Genomic DNA, 20,734 nt, shown 5'->3' with positions numbered 1-20,734 from the left:
GTCGTCGGCACGCGCAGGCCAACTGGAAATGACATCCATATCCATATGGACGATAGCTCAAGTGTGCGGGGGTGTGCGAGCAGGACGCGGGGCGCCCGGCCGACGGCGTGGGGAATCAGCGCACTCGCCGCTCCTCCAGCGGTGCGGCCCGCAGTCGTGCGGTGGCGTCGCTCGGCAGGTGCGGGGTGTGACCCACCAGTCGGGCGGAGTTGGCGACCACGGCGATGCTGCTGGTGTTGTGCAGCAGGGCGGCCAGGACGGGGTTGATGGAGCCGCCCGCGCCCGCGATGAGTCCGGCCAGGTTCACGCCGATGGACAGCGTGTAGTTCTGCCGTACGACGCGCAGGGTGTGGCGGCTGAGTTCCACGACGGCGGCCACCTGGCGCAGGTCGTTGCCGGCCAGGGCGATGTCGGCGGTCTCCAGAGCGACATGGGAGGAGTGGGCGCCCATGACGATGCCGACGTCGGCGAGCGCCAGGGCGGGCGCGTCGTTGGTGCCGTCGCCGACCATCGCCACGCTGTGTCCCTCTGCCTGGAGGTCACGGATCAGCTGGAGTTTGGCCTCGGGCAGCGCGTGGGCGTGGACCTCGGTGATGCCGAGGGTGTCGGCCACGGCCTGGGCGGTCTCGGGGGCGTCGCCGGTCAGCAGCACGATCCGGGTCACCCCGAGGTCCGTCAGCTGGCGGACGACGGTGTCGGCTCCGCCGCGCACGGCGTCGGACAGGCCGAGCATGCCGATCAGCTTGTCGTCGTGGGCGAGGCAGATGACGGTCTCGCCGCCGGCGCGCAGTCGGCTCGTCCACTCCTGGGCCACCTCGGAGAGGTCCAGACCGTGGCGGCGCAGCAGGGCGGGGCTGCCCACCAGCAGGCGGCTGCCGTCGAGTTCGGCGCGCACGCCCATGCCGAGGACGACCTCGCAGGCCTGGTGGATCGGGATGTGCAGGTGCTGTTCCTCGGTGCGCCGGACGATGGCCTGGGCGAGCGGGTGCCGTGCGTGCAGTTCGCCGGAGGCCGCGAGGCTCAGCACCTCGTCGGCGGTGACCGCCTCGTCGAGCGTCACCACGCTGGTGACCAGGGGGCGGCCGAGCGTGAGCGTGCCGGTCTTGTCGAAGACGACGGCGGTGACGCGGCCGATGCCCTCCAGGTGGGTGCCGCCCTTGATGAGGGTGCCCCGGCGGGCGCCGTTGCCGATGGCCGCGCTGATCGCGGTCGGGGTGGCCAGGCCCGCGGCGCAGGGGCAGGCGATCAGCAGCATGGTCATCGCCCGTCGGGCATCCCGGGTCAGCGCGTACGTGATCCCGGCGAGGGCGAACGAGACGGGCACGAAGCGGCGGGTGAAGGCGGTGGCGACGGTCTGGATCGGGGCCCGGTCGGCCTGTGCCTCCTCGACCCGGGTGATGATCCGCCCGACGACCGTGTCCTGTCCGACCGAGGTGGCCCGTACGGTCAGGGAGCCGGTGGAGACGAGGGTGCCCGCGTACACGTCGCTGCCGGGCTGCACGTATACCGGGAGTGCCTCGCCAGTGATGGCCGCCTGGTCCACGAGTGCCTCGCCGGTCTCGGCGGTGCCGTCGACGGGGATGCGGTGGTGCTCGTACACCGCGATCACGTCTCCGGCCCCGACCTCCGCGAGATCGACCTCCACCTCCACACCGTCGCGGACCAGCCAGACGCGCTCCTCGCCGATGGAGAGCAGCTCCTCGATGGCGCGCCGGGTTCGCCGCAGGGTGATGGCCTGGAGGAACTCACCGATGTTGAGCAGCCACAGCACCATGAGCGCGACCACGTTCTCGCGCAGCACGAGCGAGATCACGGTCGCCGTCGTCACCAGCACATCGGTGCCCGCATGGCGTCTGCCGCCGAGTGTGCGGGCGGCGCCGCGGAAGAACGGCAGCCCGCTGAACACGGTGACCGCGCCGAGGAAACCGGCCGAGCCCGTCGGCGTCCACGGCGTCCGGCCGAGCAGTCGCCGCAGTCCCACGAGGGCGAGTACCGCACCGCCGACCACGAGTCGCGCCACCTCTCCGGTGGAGGAGTCGGGCGCGGACCGGCTGTCCCTGGCGGGCACCCCCGGCGGCGGCGCCTCGTCGAGGGCGGCGACCAGGCGGTCGACGTCGACCAGGTCGGGCTGCACCCAGACGATCACGGCACCGGTCCGCGGGAAGATACGCAACGCCCGGAAACCCGGCAGATCGGTGAACCGCTCGTCCACGATCCCGGCGCGGCCCGGCCGCCCCCGCAACCAGGGAACCAGCAGCCGTACGCGCCCGGCAGCCGCCGAGCGCACCACCACCCCGGAGCCGGAGGCCGGACGACCGGCCACGGGAACGTTGCCGGGCATGGCCACCGCCTCTCAGTGCTCGTGGTCGTGGGCGTGTCCCTCGACACCGACCGCCGAGGGCGGCGGCGCCTCCTCACCCAACTGCTCCCTGGCCTCCGCCAGCAGGTCGCCCGCCTTCAGGCGGGCCTCTTCGGCGGCAGCACCGAGCCGCCGCCCCGTCGTGATGCCACCGGCGATACCGCTGACCAGAAGTCTGCGCGCCGAGGGCTTCGCCTTGGCGGCTCCCCGCAGAACCAGTACGCCCGCGGTTCCGGACAAGGCGTAGTGCGTGATGCGGCCCACGACCGCACCGGCGAAAGCGGCGGGATGCATCATGATCTCCTTCCGCGGAGCGGATTCCTCCGTTTTCGACGCGGTACGTCCATTCTTGTCCCGTGGGGGGGCGTCGCGCATCAGTCATCGCTGGGGAAGTCGTGGCCGCGCATGCCGAGGCGACGAGAGTTAGGTTCTTGGTAAGGATTTCCATATCGGCTGACCGAAAGGCGGTGTTGACATCCGTTTCCATCTAGCGTGGGCCCCAGCCGGGACAGGCTGAGCTCGGCGGACAACTCACTTCATCGCGGAGGGATTCCCCATGCGTGCGTCCTGGTCCCGGCGTTCGGCGCCGCTCATAGCCGGTGTCTGCCTGGCCGCCCTGGCCGGTTGCGGCAACTCGTCCGACTCCGGCGGCGACCCCCACGCCTCGCAGAGTCCCGTTTCCTCGTCCGCCATCCCGGTGGTGGCCTCGACGAACGTCTACGGCGACATGGCCGAGCGGATCGGCGGCGCGCGGGTGAAGGTCACCTCGATCATCAGCAACCCGGACCAGGACCCGCACTCCTACGAGGCCAGCACCCAGAACCAGTTGGCGCTGTCCAAGGCGAAGGTCGTCATCGAGAACGGCGGCGGCTACGACGACTTCATCGGCCGGATGCTGACGAGCAGTGACAACTCGTCCGCCGAGGTCATCAACGCGGTCAGGGTTTCCGGGAAGACCGCCCCACCGGGCGGGGAGCTCAACGAGCACCTCTGGTACGACTTCCCCACCGTGGGCAGGATCGCCGACCGTATCGCCACCGCCCTGGGCAAGGCCGACCCGGACGGCGCCGACACCTTCACCAAGAACGCGAACGCCTTCAAGGCGCAGCTGAAGCCGCTTCAGGAGAAGGAAGCGCAGGTCAGGACCGACCACGGCGGCGAGCAGGTGGCCGTCACCGAACCCGTCCCGCTGTACATGATCGAGGCCTGCGGCCTGGAGAACGCGACGCCGGAGGAGTTCAGCGAGGCCGTCGAGGAGGGCGACGACGTCTCCCCGAGGACCCTGCAAGCCACGCTGGCGCTGTTCACCGACAAGAAGGTCAAGGCGCTGGTCTACAACGAGCAGACCTCCGGCCCGCAGACCGAGAAGGTCGAGAAGGCGGCCAAGTCCGCCGGAATTCCCGTCGTCCCCGTGACCGAGACCCTGCCGGAGGGCAAGGACTACATCGGCTGGATGACCGCCAACGTCGACGCGCTCGCGAGCGCGCTGGCCAAGTGAGGCGGTCCGCCGTGGCCACCGTGTCCCGCGCCCGCGACCGCGGGACGACCGACGACCGTGGCACGGCCGGCGCGGTGATCAGCCTGCGCGGAGCGGCCCTCTCCTACGGCGAGCGCGTGCTGTGGCAGGACCTCGATCTCGATGTCCAGCCGGGGCAGTTCCTGGCCGTACTCGGGCCCAACGGATCGGGCAAGACCAGCTTCGTCCGCGCCCTGCTGGGGCAGCGGCAGTTGTCCGCGGGCACGCTGACGGTCCTGGGCCGCCCGCCGCGCCGGGGCAGTCGGCACATCGGCTACGTCCCCCAGCAGGCGACGCTGTCCGCGCACGCGATGCTGCGCGCCCGGGACGTCGTCCGCTTCGGCATCGACGGGCACGGCTTCGGACCACGGCTGCGCACGGGCGCCGTACGGAAACGGGTGGACGAGGTTCTTGCGGCGGTCGGTGCCGCCGCGTTCGGGGACGTCCCCGTCGGCCTGCTCTCCGGCGGTGAACGGCAGCGCGTGCGCATCGGGCAGGCGCTGGCGACCGACCCGCGGATCCTGCTGTGCGACGAGCCCCTGCTCTCCCTCGACCTGCACCATCAGCGGGCCGTGACGGAACTGGTGGACGCCCGGCGCCGCTCCCACGGCACGGCGGTGGTCTTCGTGACCCACGAGATCAACCCCGTGCTGGGACTGGTGGACCGCGTGCTGTACCTCGCCCGCGGCGGCCACCGGGTCGGCACGCCGGACGAGGTGCTGACCTCCGAGGCGCTGTCGCAGTTGTACGGCACGCAGGTCGACGTCATCCGCGTCCGGGACCGGATCACGGTGGTGGGCGTGCCCGACGAGGTGGCCGAGCCGCCGCACCACCCGAAACTGCCGCACGGAGTACGGCCATGACCATCGCCGAGGGGATCTGGCAGCAGATCTTCAACTTCGACAACTACGGCGAACTGCTCGCCCTGGTCCGCAACTCCCTCATCGCCGGTGCCGCGCTCGGCCTGGTCGGTGGGCTGGTCGGGGTTTTCGTGATCATGCGGGATCTGCCGTTCGCGGTGCACGGGACCAGCGAGCTGTCGTTCGCCGGCGCCTCGGCCGCGCTGCTGCTGGGGGTGAACATTGTGGCGGGCTCGATCGTCGGATCGCTGATCGCGGCCGGGACGATCGGCCTGCTCGGCTCGCGTGCCCGGGACCGCAACTCGGTGATCGGCACGATCATGCCGTTCGGCCTCGGGCTCGGCGTGCTCTTCCTCGCCCTGTACGAGGGCCGGGCCGCGAACAAGTTCGGCATCCTCACCGGGCAGATCGTCGCCGTCGACACCCCGCAGATGTCGTGGCTGCTCGGTACGTCGGCCGTGGTGCTGGTGGCGCTGGCGGTCATGTGGCGGCCGCTCGCGTTCTCCAGCGCCGACCCGGAGGTGGCCGAGGCGCGTGGGGTGCCGGTCCGCGCACTGTCGTTCGCCTTCATGATCGTGCTGGGACTCGCGGTCGCGCTGTCCGTGCAGATCGTCGGGGCGCTGCTGGTCCTCACCCTCGTCGTCACCCCCGCGGCCGCCGCGGCCAGGATCACCGCGTCGCCGGTGCTGCTGCCCGTGCTGAGCGTGGTCTTCGCGGTCGTCTCGATCGAGGGCGGGATCCTGCTCGCCCTGGGCGGCAGCATCCCGATCAGCCCCTACGTCACCACCATCTCGTTCACGATCTACCTGGTCTGCCGGGGCCTGGGCGCCCACCGGACCCGGCAGTGGGGAGCCAGGAGACCGGTTCCCGAGCCCGGCTGATCACCGCGCATCCGTCCCGCCGTCCCGCAGCTGTCGTACGGCCGTCACCCAGGCGTCACCGCAAACCCGTTGCCCCCTCTGTTGAAAATGATTATCGTCTTTCTCGTGCCCGATCGGGCATGAACATGACCCATGGGGGGTTTCTCTTGCGTACCCACAGACGCCTGCTGACCGTCACCGGCCTCGCCGCCGCCGCGCTCGCCACGGCCGGTCTCAACACGTCGGCCTTCGCCGCCACCACCCTGAGCAGCGGCCACGTCGACGTCCTCGACGCCGAGTGGGACGGCGCCGACCTGCACCTGCACGTCCACGACGAGGAGACCGGCACCGAGTACGAGCCGGCCGACGTGACCCTCTCGGTGCCGGCGGCGGCGAAGGTCGCCAACCCGGGCTTCGGGTTCCTCGGTTCGGGCAGCCAGATCTGGCTGCTGCCGGACACCGAGGCCGAGGCCGACGCGGCCGGGGTGCTGTTCCCGGGCATCTCCACCGAGCACCTGACCACCGGGGTCTTCGCGAACGACACCGTCACGTACCGGCTCGTCAGCGCCACCCGCGACGGCGCCGCCACCGACGACTTCAGCATCTACGCGGGCAACGGGGCCCGCTGGTACGACAGCAACCCGAACATCTCCACCTTCAAGTCCCGGACGTTCGGCGTCGACACCCACAACCACGCCAACTGGGCCTTCGAGGAGGCCGGTACCTACCAGCTCACGTTCCGTGTCCAGGGCACGGTCGGTGGCGTGACGGAGTCCGTCACCGAGACGTACACCGTCGTCGTCAGCTCGTGATGCGGGCCCTGACGCGCGGCGGACGCGCCTTCACGGCCGCGGTTGTCACCGCGGCGACCGCGGTGCTCCTGGGCGCGGCAGGGCTGGCCGCCGCCGGCGGCGGCGGGCCCGCCCGCGCCGCCGGCGGTGCCGTCGTACTCGACGAGGGCGAGCTCGATCTCACGCCCCGACCGGTTGACGGAAAGCTGGAGTTGCAGATCGACGACCGGAGCGGCGGTACGACGGTCGTGCGTGAGCCCTCCGGCGTGGTGCTGCACGCGGTGCAGTCGTCCCTGCAGTTCACCCTCGACCCGGTCGCCATGGCGCTCGGCACCACGAACCTGGACACCTGGCAGCTCAACGGCTGGGAGGCGGAGAACATCTTCGCGCCGGAACCGGGCTGGAACGGCTCCGCGGCGGGGGGTGACACCGAGGTCACGCTGTCCGGGTACGAAGGGCCCGGGGACTTCGGTATGGCCGCGTACACCCGCGAGATGGACAGCATGGACGCTCCGGCGATCCCGTACCTCGGCAGCGTCGCATCCGTTCAGCGCGCCTTCACCCTGCCCGGCGACGAGGAACGGCTGCTTCCCGTCTGGCAGTTCACCAAGGAGGGCGTCTACCGGCTGACGTTCACGGTGACCAGCGGTGGTTCCACCGACACCGAGACGCTGGCCGTGGTGGTCGGCGACGACGTCGACCCGAACGACGTGCTGCCCGGCGACGGCTCCACACCGACGCCCTCGACTCCGCCGACGTCCTCGGCGCCGACGAGTACCGCGCCCTCGACGAGCGCGACGCCCACCGCACCGGCTCCACACGTCATCGACAACGGCCACCTCGATCTGGCGGCGCGCCCGGTGGACGGCTCGCTGCAGTTCCAGATCAAGGAGGGCACGGCGCAGGACCACGAGTGGTTCGAGCCCGGGAAGGTCGTCCTGCACGTGAAACCCGCGGCCCGACGGAAGATCACCGAGGGGTACGAGTTCCTGGGCTCCGTGGGTGATCCCGTGTGGTGGCTGCCCATCCAGCAGGTCGACGGGCTCCTCTGGCCCGGCTGGAGCACCGACCAGTTCAAGAGCTCCGAGATCGACGGCCGTGTCGCGTTCCGGCTGGACGCCGTCCAGGGCCCGGGAGGGCTGAGCATCTTCACGGAAGGCTCGGTCGGCTCGGTCACCATGCACGCCCACAGCGGGGACGGGCTGCCGGACGGCTTCGACCTGTCCGTACCGACCCACCGCCACACCGTGTGGGCCTTCGCGGCCGAGGGCGTCTACCGCACCACTTTCACCGTCAGCGCCACCCTCGCCGACGGCAGGAGGGTCAGTGACACGGAGACCGTCGCCTGGGTGGTCGGGGACGACGTGGACCCGTCGACCGTGACGCCGGGTGAGGGGGACGAGCCGACAGCGTCACCGACGGTCACCCCGTCGGGCTCCGAGTCCCCGACGCCGACTGCCACCACGACCGCGACCACGGCCCCGTCCCCGTCCCCGTCCGCGTCCGGCTCGGCCTCAGCCACGGCCCCGGGCTCCGGCTCCTTCGGGACCGGCGGAACCTCGTCGACCGGCGGCGACGGCACCTCGACGCACGGCGGGCTCGCCTCCACTGGCGCGCAGGCCGCCGTGATCGCGGGCATCGCCGCTGCGGCCCTGCTCGCGGGCGGCGGTGCGGTGTTCTTCGTACGACGTCGCCGTACCGCCCAGTGATGGCTGTTCGAGAAAAGGAGGTGCCCGTGCGGGGCCACCGCAGACGCACCACCGCCGCGCTGGTCGCGGCGAGCGCCCTGCTCTCCGGGTGCAGTGGGCCGCACACCGGGTCGTCCGACGCCGAGCTGACGGTGTCGACGACCACCGCGATCATCGCCGACCTCGTCGAGCAGGTCGGCGGCGATCGCGTCGACGTCACCTCGATCGTGCCGCACCACGGCGACCCGCACTCCTACGAGCCGAGCCCCGGCGACGCGGCCAAGGTCGCCAGGGCCGATGTCGTGTTCAGCAACGGTCTGCTGCTCGAAGAGCCCGGGATCATGAAGATGGTCCACACCAACGCCAGGAAGTCCGCACCGAAGATCGAGGTCGCCGAGCAGCTGGAGCAGTACGGCGGCACGGTCATCAAGCTGGAGGAGGACCTCGGACTCGACGTGCTCTGGCTCGGCTGGGCCGTCGAGGGCAGGGTCGGCGGAGACGGCTCCCAGGTCCGCACGACCGCAACGAAACTGGAGGGGCCCGGCGAGCTGCGCGTGTATCTCACCGACACGCTCGGCAGGCCCCAGGTGTACATGGACTCCGCCAACGGCTTCGACGACGCCGACTCCTTCGCCCTGCCGCCCGAGGCACACACGCACGTCAACTGGGCGTTCAGCGAGCCCGGCACGTACCGGCTGACGGTCGAGGGGCGGACCGAGACCCTCGACGGGACGACCGAGGAGATCGGCAGCGGCACCTTCACCTTCACTGTCGGCGACGACGCCGAGGCGCCCCAGGGAGCGCGCGTGCTCGACGGAGGGCACGCCGACGTCACGCTGAATGCCGAGACCGGGAAGGTGTACGTCCGCGCCGACGACGACAAGAGCGGCGAGCCCGAGCGTCTCCCGGCCGACGACGTGGTGCTGAACGTTCCCGACCGGGCCAAGGAGACCGTGCCGAAGGAGCAGCCGTACGCCTTCCTCGGCGCGGCGGGCGACGAACTGTGGGTGCTGCCGCAGGCCGTGATCGGCAAGCACGTGCACGGCGAGATGGACCCGCACGCCTGGGCGGACGTCGCCAACGCCCAGGCGTACGTGCGGCGGATCGAGGCCGAGCTGATCAAGGCCGACCCGGACGGGAAGGCGACGTACGAGAAGAACGCCGCCGCCTATCTGAAGACGCTCGGCGCCCTCGACGAGGAGGTCGCCAGGAAGCTCGCCACCGTGCCCGAGCGGAACCGCAAGCTGATCACCACACACGACGCCTTCGGCTACCTCGCGAAGGCGTACGGCATGGAGGTCGCGGGCTTCGTCGTGCCCGTGCCCAACCAGGAGCCGAGCGCGGCCGAGGTGGAGGAACTCGGCGGCACCATCCGGGAGAAGAAGGTCCCGTCCGTGTTCCTGGAGCCGAATCTCGCCGCGCGGGCCGACGTGCTGCGCCGGGTCGCCGAGGACGCGGGGGTCGGCATCTGCACGATCTACGGTGACTCGTTCGACGACAGGGTCCAGGACTACGTATCGATGATGCGGCACAACGCGACCGAGCTCGCCAAGTGCCTGGGGGAGGACGCCCGATGAGGGGCATGCGGAGCGTTGGGCGAGTCGCCGTGGCCGTGCTGTTCGCGGCCGCCCCGGCGGGAGGCGGGGTCGCCGTCGCCGAAGACGGCACGGCAGGGCCCGCACTCGGCCGGATCGCCTACGCGGACGGGGTGCTGACCCTGGATCCGGCGACCGGAGCCCATGTGATCGAGGTCGGTGACGCGGGCGTGGCTCACGCGTCGGCGCCCGGGTGGGACACCACCGATGTCCCCGAGGGCGCGGTGACCGGGGACACCGTGCGCTGGTCGCTGACCGGGCTCGACGGGCCGGGTGACCTGAAGGTGTACTCGGACGACGAGGGCGGCGCGTCCGCTGTGCTCTTCGACAGCGCCGACGACCTGCCCGACGAGCACGAGCTGCCGGTGGGCCACCAGGGCGACACCCGCTGGGAGTTCAGCGAGGACGGCACGTACCAGGTCATCTTCACCGCCGAGGCCACGGCCGCGGACGGGCGGGAGCTGTCCGTCGGCACCGTGTACACGGTGATGGTCGGGGACACGGCGGACGGGAAGGACACGGCCGGGGAGGAGCCGGTCGCCGAGGCGTCTCCCGTCGAGGAGACCTCCGAGGAGGCCCCAACTCCTTCGGTGGGCGGCACGACCGTGACCAAGGCGGCCGAGCCCGAGCGGCGCACCGCCCTGGCCGCCACCACGGCCTCCACCGACGTCGTGTCCGAAACGACGGTCCTCGACGAGGGCCACGTCGACTTCGCGGCCCGCGTCGTCGGCAGCAAGCTGCAGATCCACATCAAGGACGGCACGGTCTCGGGGAGGACCACCTGGCGCGAGCCCTCCTCCGTGGTCCTGCACGTCAAACCCGCGGCCAGGAACACCCTTCCGCCCGGCGACGAGTTCGCGTTCCTCGGCAAGGGCGGTGACCCGGTGTGGCTGCTCGACCAGGTGCAGCAGGAGGGCCTGCTGTGGCCCGGCTGGTCGACGGACAACATCGAGGCGGGGAAGACCAAGGGGGGTGTGGAGTTCTCGCTCACCGCGGTCGCGGGTCCGGGCGTCTTCGCGCTCTACACCTACGACGCGATGTCGGGCGCGAACGTCCTGTTCAACAGCAAGGACGGGGTGCCGGACTCCTTCGACGTCGCACAGAACACGCACGCGCACGGCGGATGGGCGTTCACCGAGGAGGGAACGTACCGGCTGACCTTCACGATGAGCGGCACCCTGGCGAACGGCACGAAGGTCTCCGACACGGAGACGGTGACGTTCGCCGTCGGCGACACCGACCCCGGCACGGTGACGCCGGGCGACGGCTCCGGCAAGGGAACGTCCGAGCCCTCCGGGACGTCCGGGTCCTCTTCCCCGGACACGTCGGGCTCCGTGTCCGACTCCGGGTCCACCGGCGGCTCTTCGACGGACGACGCCGGCGGTTCGATGGCCTCCACCGGGGCGGGCGGGGCGCTGCCCCTGGGCTCGGCCGCCGCCGCGCTGACCGCCGTGGGCGCCGTGTCCTTCCTGGCCGTCCGGCGCAGAAGGACCACGCATGACTGACAGCGGCCCGCTGCTGCGGGTCACCGACGCGAGCGTCGTCCTCGGCGGGCGGACCGCCCTGGAGAAGGCCGACCTCTGCGTCGAAGCGGGCGAGCTGGTCGGCCTCATCGGCCCGAACGGCGCCGGGAAGACGACCCTCCTGCGCGCCGTCCTCGGCCTCGTTCCGCTGGCCGCGGGCGAGGTCGCCGTCGAGGGACGGACCGGACGTCGGGTCGGCCGAGGCATCGGATATGTGCCCCAACGGCACGAGTTCGCCTGGGACTTCCCCCTCGACATCGCGGGCGCCGTGCTCACCGGACGCACCCGGCAGATGGGCTGGCTGCGCCGCCCGGGCGCGGCGGACCGGGCGGCGGTGGACGAGGCGCTGGAACTGACCGGGCTCGCCGAGCTGCGGCGGCGCCCGCTCGGGGAGCTGTCCGGCGGCCAGCGGCAGCGGGTCCTGGTGGCCCGCGCGCTGGCCGCGGGCCCGCGCATCCTGCTCCTGGACGAGCCGTTCACCGGAGTCGACGTACCCACCCAGGAGTTGCTGAACGAGCTGTTCGGCCGGCTGACCACGGAAGGCAGGGCGCTGCTGATGACCACCCACGACCTGGCGGCTGCCGCCCGCACCTGCCACCGGGTCGCGCTGATCAACCGCACGATCGTCGCCGAGGGCGGCCCCGATCTCCTCGCCGACTCCGACCAGATGCTGCGCGCTTTCGGCCTCGACCGCGCGATCGGCACGGTGACCGCGTCATGAGCGAGCTGGTCGCCTTCTTCACCGATCCCTGGCACCTTCCCTTCATGCAGCGGGCGTTCGCCGTGGCAGCGGTGGTGGGCCTGGTGTGCGGCGTCGTCGGCGTGTACGTCGTCCTGCGCGGCATGGCCTTCATCGGCGACGCCGTCGCCCACTCCGCCTTCCCTGGCGTCGCCCTCGCCTACGCCTTCGAGGGCAACCTCCTGCTCGGCGGCGCCGCGGCCGGCATCACCACGGCCGTGCTGATCGCCTTCGTCTCCCAGAACCGGCGGCTGAAGGAGGACACCGTCATCGGCGTCTTCTTCGCCTTCGCCTTCGGACTGGGCATCGTCCTGGTCTCCACGCGTGACAGCTGGACGACCGACCTGTCCTCCTTCCTCTTCGGACAGGTCCTGGCGGTCAGCTCCGCGGACGTGTGGACCGTGGCCGCGATCGGTGCCGTCCTCGTCCTCGTCGTCCTGGCGATCGGCAAGGAACTGGTCGCGGTCAGCCTGGACCGCGAGACGGCACGCGCCGCGGGACTGCCGGTGTTCCGCCTCGACCTCGCGCTCTACGTCGTCGTCACCACGACGATCGTGATGTCCCTGGAAGCGGTCGGCAACATCCTCGTCCTCGCCCTGCTCATCACCCCCGCGGCCACCGCCCGCATGCTCACCGAACGGCTGTGGGCGATGACCCTGCTGGCCTCGCTCATCGGCTGCGCGGGCAGTGTCACGGGCCTGTACGTCTCGTACGCCTACGACCTCGCCGCGGGCGGCTCCGTCGTCGTCGTCCTCACCGGTCTGTTCCTCCTCACCTGGTGCCTGGCACCGCGCCATGGACTGCTGGTGAGGCTCGTCCGGCGCCCGGACCCCGCCGCGCCGGCGCCCGCGGGGCGGTGAGCGCCGCCCTAACGGGTCGCCACCACCACGTAACTGTTGCCGTACTGCCAGACGGGACCGGCATGCGTGAACCCTGCCTGCCGCAGCAGCCGTACGTGTGCGGACAGGGGCAGCCCGCTTCCCCTGCCCGTGCCGTTGCCCGGCTGTTTGTGGCGGCGTTCGGCGAGGAGGTCCGCCAGCTCCGGCTCGCCGGCCACAGCGGTCCACCAGGATTCCCAGTCCTCATGGGCGAACGCCTGCTGTCGCTCCGCCCGGCGTCGCCCGACGTGGGCGACGATCCCGGCGGCCTCCGGGCCGCCCTCCGGCGGGAGGTGGTCGCCGTTGACCAGGACGCCGCCGGGGCGCAGCAGCGCGGCGAGCTGCCGGTAGGTGCGCCGCAGGGCTGGGGGAGCGAGGTAGTGCAGCGCGGTCGTGGAGACGGCCGCGTCGAGCGGGCGGTCCAGGCCCAGCGCCCGGACCCAGCCGGTCTCACCGACGACCGCCTCGACGTAACGGGCGGCGGCGCCGTGATGGGTGCGGGCCAGTTCCAGCAACAGGGGATCCATGTCCACCGCCACGATCTCCGCGTCCGGAAGTCGCCGGGCCAGCCGCGCCGCCAGCGATCCCGGGCCGCAGCCGAGGTCGAGTACGAGGGGCGTGACCGTCCGGCCGGCCGTGATGTGCTCGACCACGTCGGCGATCACCGTGAACCGTTCCTCGCGGCCGACGGCGTACCGCTGCTGCTGGCGTTCCCAGCGCTCCACCCACCGTTCGGCCGTAGCCATGCTGAGCCCCATCCGGTCGCGCCACCCTCGCCGTTCGCACCTGTCCTCCGGAGTTCCTCAGCACCCTACAGGTGAAAACGGTTCCCATTCACACTGTGGTGTCGTGTCACTGCAGGGAGGCGAGTACGGACAACAACCGGTCGATTTCCTCAGGCGTGTTGTAGACGTGCAGGCTGACGCGGACCGAGCCGGTCGTCTCGCCCGCGCTGCCCTGGCAGTGGTGGTCGGAGCGGACCATGAAGCCGTGGCTGAAGAGGATGAAACCGAGGTCGCCGGAGCCGATGTCGCGGTGCCGGAAGGTGACGATGCCCCGGCGCTGCTGGACGGGTGAATCGGCGGCCAGGCTGAGCGGGCACCCGAGGATCTCGTAGGCGTCCAGGTGGCGCAGTCCGTCCGTGAGCCGAGCCGCCAGGGCCACTGTCCAGCGCTCGATCCGGTCGGTGCCGGCTGCCTCCAGCCAGTCGAGCGCGGCGGCCAGGGAGGCGATGCCGGTGGTGTTCGGGGTGCCCCGCCAGCCGCCGGGTGCGAAGGCCGGTCCGCGCGCCTGCCGGGCCCACACCGCGCCCGTACCGGGCAGGGCCAGGGCCTTGTGCCCGGAGAAGACGACGAAGTCCACGTCCAGGTCGGCCACGGACACCGGCAGGTGGCCGGCGCTCTGGGCGGCGTCGAGGCAGATGACCGCGTCGGGGCCGACCGCCTGCCGGATGCGGTGGACGTTCATGTTCCCGCCGTAGACGTGGTGCACATGGGTGGCGGCGACGAACCGGGTCCGAGGGCCGGCCTGCGCCGCCAGCGCGTGGTGGTCGTAGTCGTGGGAACCGGGCTGGTACGGCATCCGGCGCAGGTGAACGCGCACCCCCTGACCGGCCAGCAACTGTTGCGTCTCCCGCCAGGGATCGATGTTCGCCCGGTGGTCGGCCACGGGGACCACGATCTCGTCCCCGTCGGTGAGCCAGGAGGTCAGCCAGTCGCGCGCGATCGTCCGCAGTCCCTCGGTCGTGCCGCTGGTGAAGTGCACGACGGAGCGTTCGCCGGCCGGGTCGGCCAGGAATTCCTTGACCCGGTCCCGGGCCCGCTCCACGAGTTCCGTGGTGCGGTTGGCCCAGGTGTAGGTGCCGCGGCCGGCGTTGGCGTTGGTGGTGGTCAGGTAGGTGTGGACGGTGTCCAGCACGGCCTGCGGTTTCTGGGCGGTGGCGGCGCTGTCCAGGTAGGCCAGTTCCGGATGGGCGACGATGATCGGGAACTGGGCGCGCAGCTCGCGCTGCCAGTCCCGCAGGTCCTCCGGGAAGGACATGCCGTTTCCTCGGTCGGAGCTGACGGTCATGTCAGTCCCGTACCAGGGGCGCGCCCGCATCGCGCCAGGCCACGATGCCGCCGGCGAGGCTGCGGACGTCCGGATGTCCCATCCGGGTCAGCAGTGCGGCGTACGCGGCGGACTTCTCGCCCACCGGACAGGCCAGCAGCACCGGTCGGCTCCGGCTGAAGGGCAGACCGCCCCTCACGAGCTCGTCGAACAGCTCGTCGACGATGTTGACCGACCCGTCGATGTGCAGCGCCGCGTACGCGAACGGGCTGCGCAGGTCGACCACGAGCGGCCCGTCGGTGGCGATCCACCGCTGGGCGTCCGCGACACCGATGGCCGGGGCGGTGCGCACTTCGGCGGCGGACAGGTCGGCCAAAGAGTTCCTCCGGCGGGGCCTGCCCAGGAGGTCGGGCCGCCGCTGCCGGACGTAACTCAGGTAGCTCTCGACGCGGTCGCAGACGATGAACACGGCCGTCTGACGCTCTGTCAACTCGGCGTCCACCTCCCGCAGATGGCGGACCGCGCCGAAGTAGGCCGCGCCGCCGGTGGGCCCGGCCAGCATTCCGCAGCGGCGGACCAGGGTGAGCATCCCCTCGATCGCCTCGTCGGCGCTCACCGTCTGCATCGCGTCGTACGTGTCCGGGTCGAACAGGCCGACTTCGTGGACCTCGTCGATGGTGCGGATGCCCGGTATGAAGTCGGACTTGCCCCCGACCAGCCCGATGACCCGCACCTTGGGGTCGTGCTCGCGCAGCACCCTGGCCACGCCCGTGGAGGAGCCGGCGGTGCCCACGCAGGCGATGAACCAGTCCGGGGCCCGGCCGTCCAGGTCCTTGACGATCTCCGGGCCGGTGCCGGTCACATGGGCCTCGGTGTTGCGGGGGTTGAAGTACTGGTCGGTGTGCAGATACGCGCTGCCGGACTCGGCCAGCGAGCGGTGGAAGAGGGTCAGCGGGTCGTCGGTCGCGGTCGGGTCGAGGCACTCGCTCTGACCGGGCAGCTCCTCGATCTCCGCGCCCAGCAGCAGGAGCAGGTCCTTGATCTCCGGCACCCGCATGCGGTTGGTGACGCTCTTGAAGGTCAGGCCGTGCATCCCGGCGATGACGGCCAGCGCCTTGGCCGTGTTGCCGCTGGAGAGTTCGACGATCTGGCCGGCGCGCTCGACGGCGTCGGCGAGGTGGGGGCGCGCCATGTTCCAGGCGGTCCGGTCCTTGACCGAGCCGAAGGGGTTGAGCATCTCCAGCTTTGCGAACAGGTCGATGTTCCGCAGACCGGTGACGGCCGGGTCGATGCGCACCAGCGGGGTGTTTCCTATGACCTCGGTGATGCTGTCGTACCTCACTGCTGACCCCCCGAGGGCGTCGTCGGCCAGTACTGTTCGTCGAGGCTCCAACGCCATGAACCACCGTCCTCCCAGACGGCCACCTTGCGGGCGACGGGCTGGTGCTGTGCGTGGCCGGCGTGAAAGTCCATGGCGTATCCGGCGGTGTTCGCGAAGGCCAGCAGGTCGCCGGGCTCCGGTCGGCACGGAAGGAAGACCGTCCTGCGGGTGATCATGTCGGTCTCCAGACAGAGACTGCCGAAGAGATGGACACCGACGGGGCCGCCCTCGGCGCGCGCTCCGGCACCGTCCCTGGGGAGGACGACGGGATCCATCAGCACCCCGTGCTCTTCCAGGGCCATGTCGTCGGCCTTCAGCGCCAGCCGCACCAGCAGTTCACCGCCGGTGCCGAAGTCGCGTACCTCAAGCACCCTCGCCAGCGTGATCCCGCACTGGTCCACCAGGGCGCGCCCGGGTTCGATGTGCAGGTCGTACAGGTACTCCAGCAGCAGTGCGGCCAGTGGGCGGCCACCCAGCGACGGGGCGGGCTGCGCCAGCAGTTCGTCCAGATACCGTTCCCCGGCGACCGGTCGGTGAGCCGGGTACAGCCCCAGCGCCCCCCGCACCGTGCCGCCCTCGGCGCGCAGCCCGTAGCCGTGCCCCTGCCAGGTCAGGGGCGGGCGCCTGCCGAGCACGGCTTCCGTGAGCTGTGTCGTGTACCGCTCCCACTGCTCCTGGTGCGCGAGGTAGTTGACGCCGAATCCGCCGCCGATGTCCACGGCCCGTGGACGCAGCCCCCGGCTGCGGCACTCTTCCAGGACCGTGAGACAGCCCTCAAGGGCTGTCGCCTTCTCGGTGAGACTGGTGGTGTCCAAGTGGTAGGCCACACCCGTCAGTTCGACCGTGTCCCGGTGCCGTTCCACGGCCTCCAGCAGGCGGTCCGCTTCCCGTACGGGCGAGCCGAAACGACTGCGCCGGCTCAGCACCCGCACACCGGCCGCCTCGAATCCCGACAGGCGCAGCAGGACGCGGACCCGGGGGAGTGCGTGCCCCCGGACGAGACCGGCGAGCTGGTCCAGCTCACCGACCGAGTCGACGCCGACGGTCACCCCGGCGCGGGCGGCCAGCCACAGGAACTGCGGGTTCTTGGGCCCGGTGGCCACGATCCGGTCGGACGCGAAACCGGCCCCGAGCGCGTGCTGCAGTTCGCCCAGGGACGCCACGTCCACGCCCGCGTCCGTCGCGGCGAGCCGCCGTAGCAGGGAGCTGGACCGGTTGGCCTTGTGGGCGAAGAAGACCTGGCCGGACAGGTGGTGCCTGCGGTACACGGAGCGGAAGCGCTCCAGGTTCTCGGCGATCTGGTCGGGCACCAGCACGTTGAGCGGCGATCCCAGGGCGTCGGTGAGCAGGTGCAGCAGGCCGGGGGACTGCAGCAGGGACCGCAGCCGGGCACCGAGCCGGGGTTCCAGGTGCAAGGGTCTGCCCATGCGTGTCGCTCCCCCCTCCTGCGGTTCGCCGTATAGCACCTTTCCCTCAGGTGCGCTCCCCTACGCCCCGAGGAGCCGGTGTCGTACCGCGATGGCCGGGTAACACCGAGGAACGGTAGGCGGCTCGGCCCCCGCCGGGAGGTGTCGGTGCGCGGCCTCGATTGGGTAAAGGCCCGGCGACGACACCCTCGTATCTGCGTCTTTGCATAGTCTAAAGACGGGGAGGGGTGCCTGGGAAAGGCGGCTCTCAAGTGTCGCGACACCGTGGGAGCGGGCATGGCCGCAGAGAAACCGCAGACCAGTCTGGCGGTGCTGACCTGGTTGCCGGTCGTGGTGATGGCGGTGGTGGCCGTCGTGGACGTCGTCGCCGGACCGGAGGTCGGCTTTGTGCCGCTGGTGTCGCTGGGACCCGCGTTCGCCGGACTGGTCGGCGGATGGCGGCGTACAGCTCTGATCGGCCTGGTGGCGCTGGTGCTGTGTGCCGGGCTCGGGCTGTACGACGGGCTGTTCGACGGCCGCCGGGGCTATACGGCGATGGCGTCGGTGGCCGGAGTGACGGGCGCGGGCGTCGCCGCCGCCGTGATGCGCGGCCGCCGCGAGGCCGAGCTGGCCAGCGTCCGCTCCATCGCGGAGGTGGCCCAGCGGGTGCTGCTCCGGCCGGTGCCGCTGACCGCGGGGCCGCTGCAGGCCGCGGTGTCGTACACCTCGGCGGTCGCCGAGGCCCGGATCGGCGGCGATCTGTACGAGGTGGTCGCCTCGCCGCACGGGATACGGGTCATCGTGGGCGATGTGCAGGGCAAGGGGCTGGCCGCGGTGGAGACGGCGGCCGTGGTGCTCGGCGCGTTCCGGGAGGCCGCACACGACGAGCCCGACCTCTTGACGCTGGGCGAGCGTCTGGAGCGCAGCGTCGCCCGGGAGTTGGAGGGCGAGAAGTTCGTGACCGCGATCCTCGCCCAGGTCGGCTGGGACCATGAGGCGGTCTTCCTCAACTACGGCCATCCGGCCCCCATGGTCGTACGCCGCGACGGCACGGTCGACTTTCCACAGCCGCCCGCGTACGCGCTCCCGTTGGGGCTGGGCGCGCAGGGCAGCGAGGGTCCCGAGCCGTACCGGGTGCCGTTCATGCCCGGGGAGCAGGTGCTGTTGTACACCGACGGTGTCACCGAGGCCCGGGACGCCGGTGGCGCCTTCTACCCGCTGGGCGAGCGGGCGCACCTGCTCAAGGACTCCGACGCCCGCAGCGCGTTGGAGGCCCTGCGCGAGGACCTGGTCCGGCACGCCGCCGGGCCGCCCCACGACGACGCCGCGATGTTGCTGTTGCGGTACCACGGTCATGGGGACGGGGGAACATCCGCGCCGGTGAGCTGAGTGGTCGCGGAGGCCGGGGGCGGGTAGGCGCCGCGGTCGTCACAACGCCCTTTCGGCGATCGGCAGGGCGTGGCCGAGGGTTCCGCCGGTGACGGCCGTACGGGCCGCCGCGAGGGCGGCGGGGGCGGCGTCCAGGTCCACTCCGGCGTCGGTGAGCCGTTGCGGGGCGGTCATGCGCAGCAGGTTCAGCCGGGCCTCGATCTGGTCGATCATGCGCAGCATGGCCCGGTCGTGGCGCTCGGTGCGGACGGTGCGCAGTCCGGCGGCGGCCAGCATCGCGGCGTACTCCTCCAGCGGGCGGGCAGGATGTGCTCGTGGATGGTGGGCTCGCCGCCGGAGAACATCACCACCTCCGCCTCGCCCTCCGACTCCACGAACGCGTCGAGCATCCGCTCGCACTGCTCGTGGCTGAGGGAGTAGCCGCCGCTGTGGTGGCCGCAGTCGGCGAAGCAGATCGGGCAGTCCAGGCTGCAGCCGGTGTTGACCTCGATGATCCCCAGGCAGGCGTGCTGCTTGTGCTCCGGGCACAGCCCGCAGTCGCTCGGGCAGCCGTCCCTCACCTCGGTCCGGAAGGCCAGCGGGATCGCGAGCAGCGGTTTCGGGCGGGCGCTCACCGAGGCGCCCGAGGCGCCGGACGAACTGGTCGCCGCCCAGACCGACCGGAGGATGGGGCGCCGTGCACCAGGCCGTACGCGCCGAGGACGGGACGGAGCACCGTGTGCGGCACGCTGCGGGCGCCGAGGCGGCCGGAGCGGTAAGCGCGCTCACCGAACCGGCCGCGTTCAGCGGTTCGGTGCGGCGCGGCGCTCGGCCTCCGCCTTGACCTGGGCGAGCGAGGCGGCGACCGTGGCCTCCCAGCGGGCGGTCACCGCCGTGCCCCACCACTGCCCGGCCCGCCACAGGTCGGTGCCCAGCTCGCCCTCGTACACCAGCCGCGTCCCCGTCGTGGTCTCCTCCAGGACGAAGGACTCGGACACGTGCGGCACCGGGCCGCGCACCAGCCGGAAGTCGATCCGCTCGGGCGGGGTGAAGCGCACCGTCTCCACCGTCACCGCTCTCAGCCGCCCGCGCAGGATCGGCGTGTAGTGCTCGGCCAGCACCAGGTCACTGCCGCGCTCCAGCACATGCAGCTTCTCGTGCATCGCCCTCGGCGTGCCCAGATACGGCTGGGCCACCACGTCGAACACGGTCTGGCGTGGGGCCGCGATGTCGACGGTCCGCGGGCCCAGCGGCCGGGTCCGGCGACCCACCCCGACGTCGACCGGGACAGCTCCGGTCACCAGTCCCAGGTAGGTGGCGGCCAGCGCGCCGCCCACACCGGCGGCCCAGGCCATGACCCGCAGACCTCGCGCGGCGCTCACCGGCTCTCCTGCGGCGCTGCTTCCTCGACCACGACACCGTTCCAGAAGGCGACATGGTTCTTGATCTTCCGGGCCAGCGGGCTGGGGTGCGGGTAGTACCAGGCCGCGTCCGGGTTGGTCCGGCCACCGGCGGTCACCGTGTAGTAGCGGGCGAGCCCCTTCCAGAAGCACAGGGACCTGGCACGGCTCTCGGTGAAGCACTCGCGGTTGAGCGACTCGGGCGGGAAGTAGTGGTTGCCCTCCACCACGACGGTCCGCTCGGACTCCGCGAGCACGGTGCCGTTCCACACGGCGCGCATCATGACCGGTCACCTCCGACGAGATCCTGGTGTTCCATAC

Annotated in this window: 20 protein-coding genes; 10 read left to right on the top strand and 10 right to left on the bottom strand. The window is 71.5% G+C overall.

Annotated features, from left to right (window positions below; all coding sequences use genetic code 11):
- Positions 1-115 precede the first annotated feature (115 nt).
- On the bottom strand, positions 116-2,341 hold the full coding sequence (locus KWI83_RS18485) for a cation-translocating P-type ATPase (protein ID WP_218515449.1): 2,226 nt from the start codon (positions 2,339-2,341) through the stop codon (positions 116-118).
- 12 nt (positions 2,342-2,353) lie between these two features.
- Positions 2,354-2,653, bottom strand: coding sequence for a DUF1490 family protein (locus tag KWI83_RS18480; protein ID WP_218515448.1), 300 nt, complete (start codon positions 2,651-2,653; stop codon positions 2,354-2,356).
- 262 nt (positions 2,654-2,915) lie between these two features.
- Here KWI83_RS18480 and KWI83_RS18475 point away from each other — a divergent pair, with 262 nt between their 5' ends.
- The 9 genes from KWI83_RS18475 to KWI83_RS18435 all read left to right on the top strand — a co-directional run bounded on the left by KWI83_RS18475 (position 2,916) and on the right by KWI83_RS18435 (position 12,791).
- Positions 2,916-3,857, top strand: a complete 942-nt coding sequence (locus tag KWI83_RS18475; RefSeq protein ID WP_218515447.1) for a metal ABC transporter solute-binding protein, Zn/Mn family — start codon at positions 2,916-2,918, stop codon at positions 3,855-3,857.
- Between the two features lie 20 nt (positions 3,858-3,877).
- Complete coding sequence (locus KWI83_RS18470) at positions 3,878-4,738, top strand: metal ABC transporter ATP-binding protein (RefSeq protein WP_374106330.1); 861 nt, start codon at positions 3,878-3,880, stop codon at positions 4,736-4,738.
- A complete protein-coding gene (locus KWI83_RS18465) occupies positions 4,735-5,616 on the top strand; it encodes a metal ABC transporter permease (RefSeq protein ID WP_218515446.1) in 882 nt (293 codons plus the stop codon). Before KWI83_RS18470 ends, KWI83_RS18465 begins: the two co-directional genes overlap by 4 nt.
- A gap of 146 nt (positions 5,617-5,762) precedes the next feature.
- Positions 5,763-6,407, top strand: a complete 645-nt coding sequence (locus KWI83_RS18460) for a choice-of-anchor M domain-containing protein (protein ID WP_218515445.1) — start codon at positions 5,763-5,765, stop codon at positions 6,405-6,407.
- Entirely contained in the window at positions 6,407-8,095 is a 1,689-nt protein-coding gene (locus tag KWI83_RS18455; protein ID WP_256362485.1) for a choice-of-anchor M domain-containing protein, read from the top strand. The genes KWI83_RS18460 and KWI83_RS18455 overlap by 1 nt, the downstream gene beginning before the upstream one ends.
- Positions 8,095-9,651, top strand: coding sequence for an anchored repeat ABC transporter, substrate-binding protein (locus KWI83_RS18450; RefSeq protein ID WP_218515443.1), 1,557 nt, complete (start codon positions 8,095-8,097; stop codon positions 9,649-9,651). The genes KWI83_RS18455 and KWI83_RS18450 overlap by 1 nt, the downstream gene beginning before the upstream one ends.
- A gap of 5 nt (positions 9,652-9,656) precedes the next feature.
- Complete coding sequence (locus KWI83_RS18445; RefSeq protein ID WP_218515442.1) at positions 9,657-11,174, top strand: TIGR03773 family transporter-associated surface protein; 1,518 nt, start codon at positions 9,657-9,659, stop codon at positions 11,172-11,174.
- Complete coding sequence (locus KWI83_RS18440; RefSeq protein WP_218515441.1) at positions 11,167-11,913, top strand: anchored repeat-type ABC transporter ATP-binding subunit; 747 nt, start codon at positions 11,167-11,169, stop codon at positions 11,911-11,913. The genes KWI83_RS18445 and KWI83_RS18440 overlap by 8 nt, the downstream gene beginning before the upstream one ends.
- Positions 11,910-12,791 carry an anchored repeat-type ABC transporter permease subunit gene (locus tag KWI83_RS18435; RefSeq protein WP_218515440.1) on the top strand — a complete coding sequence of 294 codons (882 nt, stop codon included), beginning with the start codon at positions 11,910-11,912 and terminating at the stop codon, positions 12,789-12,791. Before KWI83_RS18440 ends, KWI83_RS18435 begins: the two co-directional genes overlap by 4 nt.
- 8 nt (positions 12,792-12,799) lie before the next feature.
- Here the strand turns inward: KWI83_RS18435 and KWI83_RS18430 are convergent, their stop codons facing one another.
- From KWI83_RS18430 to KWI83_RS18415, 4 genes are all read right to left on the bottom strand, one after another.
- On the bottom strand, positions 12,800-13,567 hold the full coding sequence (locus tag KWI83_RS18430; protein WP_218515439.1) for a trans-aconitate 2-methyltransferase: 768 nt from the start codon (positions 13,565-13,567) through the stop codon (positions 12,800-12,802).
- Positions 13,568-13,661: 94 nt separating this feature from the next.
- On the bottom strand, positions 13,662-14,879 hold the full coding sequence (locus KWI83_RS18425) for an aminotransferase class V-fold PLP-dependent enzyme (protein WP_256362446.1): 1,218 nt from the start codon (positions 14,877-14,879) through the stop codon (positions 13,662-13,664).
- 1 nt (position 14,880) lies between these two features.
- The gene (locus KWI83_RS18420; protein ID WP_218515438.1) at positions 14,881-16,200 is read right to left on the bottom strand and encodes a pyridoxal-phosphate dependent enzyme; all 1,320 of its coding nucleotides are present in this window, start codon (positions 16,198-16,200) and stop codon (positions 14,881-14,883) included.
- Positions 16,197-17,666 (bottom strand): Y4yA family PLP-dependent enzyme, encoded by a 1,470-nt coding sequence (locus KWI83_RS18415; protein ID WP_218515437.1) that lies wholly within the window; start codon positions 17,664-17,666, stop codon positions 16,197-16,199. The genes KWI83_RS18420 and KWI83_RS18415 overlap by 4 nt, the downstream gene beginning before the upstream one ends.
- Before the next feature lie 276 nt (positions 17,667-17,942).
- Here KWI83_RS18415 and KWI83_RS18410 point away from each other — a divergent pair, with 276 nt between their 5' ends.
- Positions 17,943-19,034 (top strand): PP2C family protein-serine/threonine phosphatase, encoded by a 1,092-nt coding sequence (locus tag KWI83_RS18410; RefSeq protein ID WP_218515436.1) that lies wholly within the window; start codon positions 17,943-17,945, stop codon positions 19,032-19,034.
- Positions 19,035-19,073: 39 nt separating this feature from the next.
- Here KWI83_RS18410 and KWI83_RS18405 read toward each other — a convergent pair whose 3' ends face one another.
- The 4 genes from KWI83_RS18405 to KWI83_RS18390 all read right to left on the bottom strand — a co-directional run bounded on the left by KWI83_RS18405 (position 19,074) and on the right by KWI83_RS18390 (position 20,697).
- A complete protein-coding gene (locus KWI83_RS18405) occupies positions 19,074-19,256 on the bottom strand; it encodes a hypothetical protein (RefSeq protein ID WP_256362444.1) in 183 nt (60 codons plus the stop codon).
- Entirely contained in the window at positions 19,244-19,648 is a 405-nt protein-coding gene (locus KWI83_RS18400; RefSeq protein ID WP_256362443.1) for a radical SAM protein, read from the bottom strand. The genes KWI83_RS18405 and KWI83_RS18400 overlap by 13 nt, the downstream gene beginning before the upstream one ends.
- A gap of 168 nt (positions 19,649-19,816) precedes the next feature.
- Entirely contained in the window at positions 19,817-20,395 is a 579-nt protein-coding gene (locus tag KWI83_RS18395) for an SRPBCC family protein (protein ID WP_308122099.1), read from the bottom strand.
- Positions 20,392-20,697, bottom strand: a complete 306-nt coding sequence (locus KWI83_RS18390) for a DUF427 domain-containing protein (protein WP_218515435.1) — start codon at positions 20,695-20,697, stop codon at positions 20,392-20,394. Before KWI83_RS18390 ends, KWI83_RS18395 begins: the two co-directional genes overlap by 4 nt.
- Positions 20,698-20,734 lie beyond the last annotated feature (37 nt).

It is taken from the genome of Streptomyces sp. TRM70350, from assembly GCF_019219825.1.
Classification (GTDB): domain Bacteria; phylum Actinomycetota; class Actinomycetes; order Streptomycetales; family Streptomycetaceae; genus Streptomyces.
The sequence above is the reverse complement of the archived record's forward strand: the minus strand, read 5'-3'. Positions and strand labels throughout refer to the sequence as shown.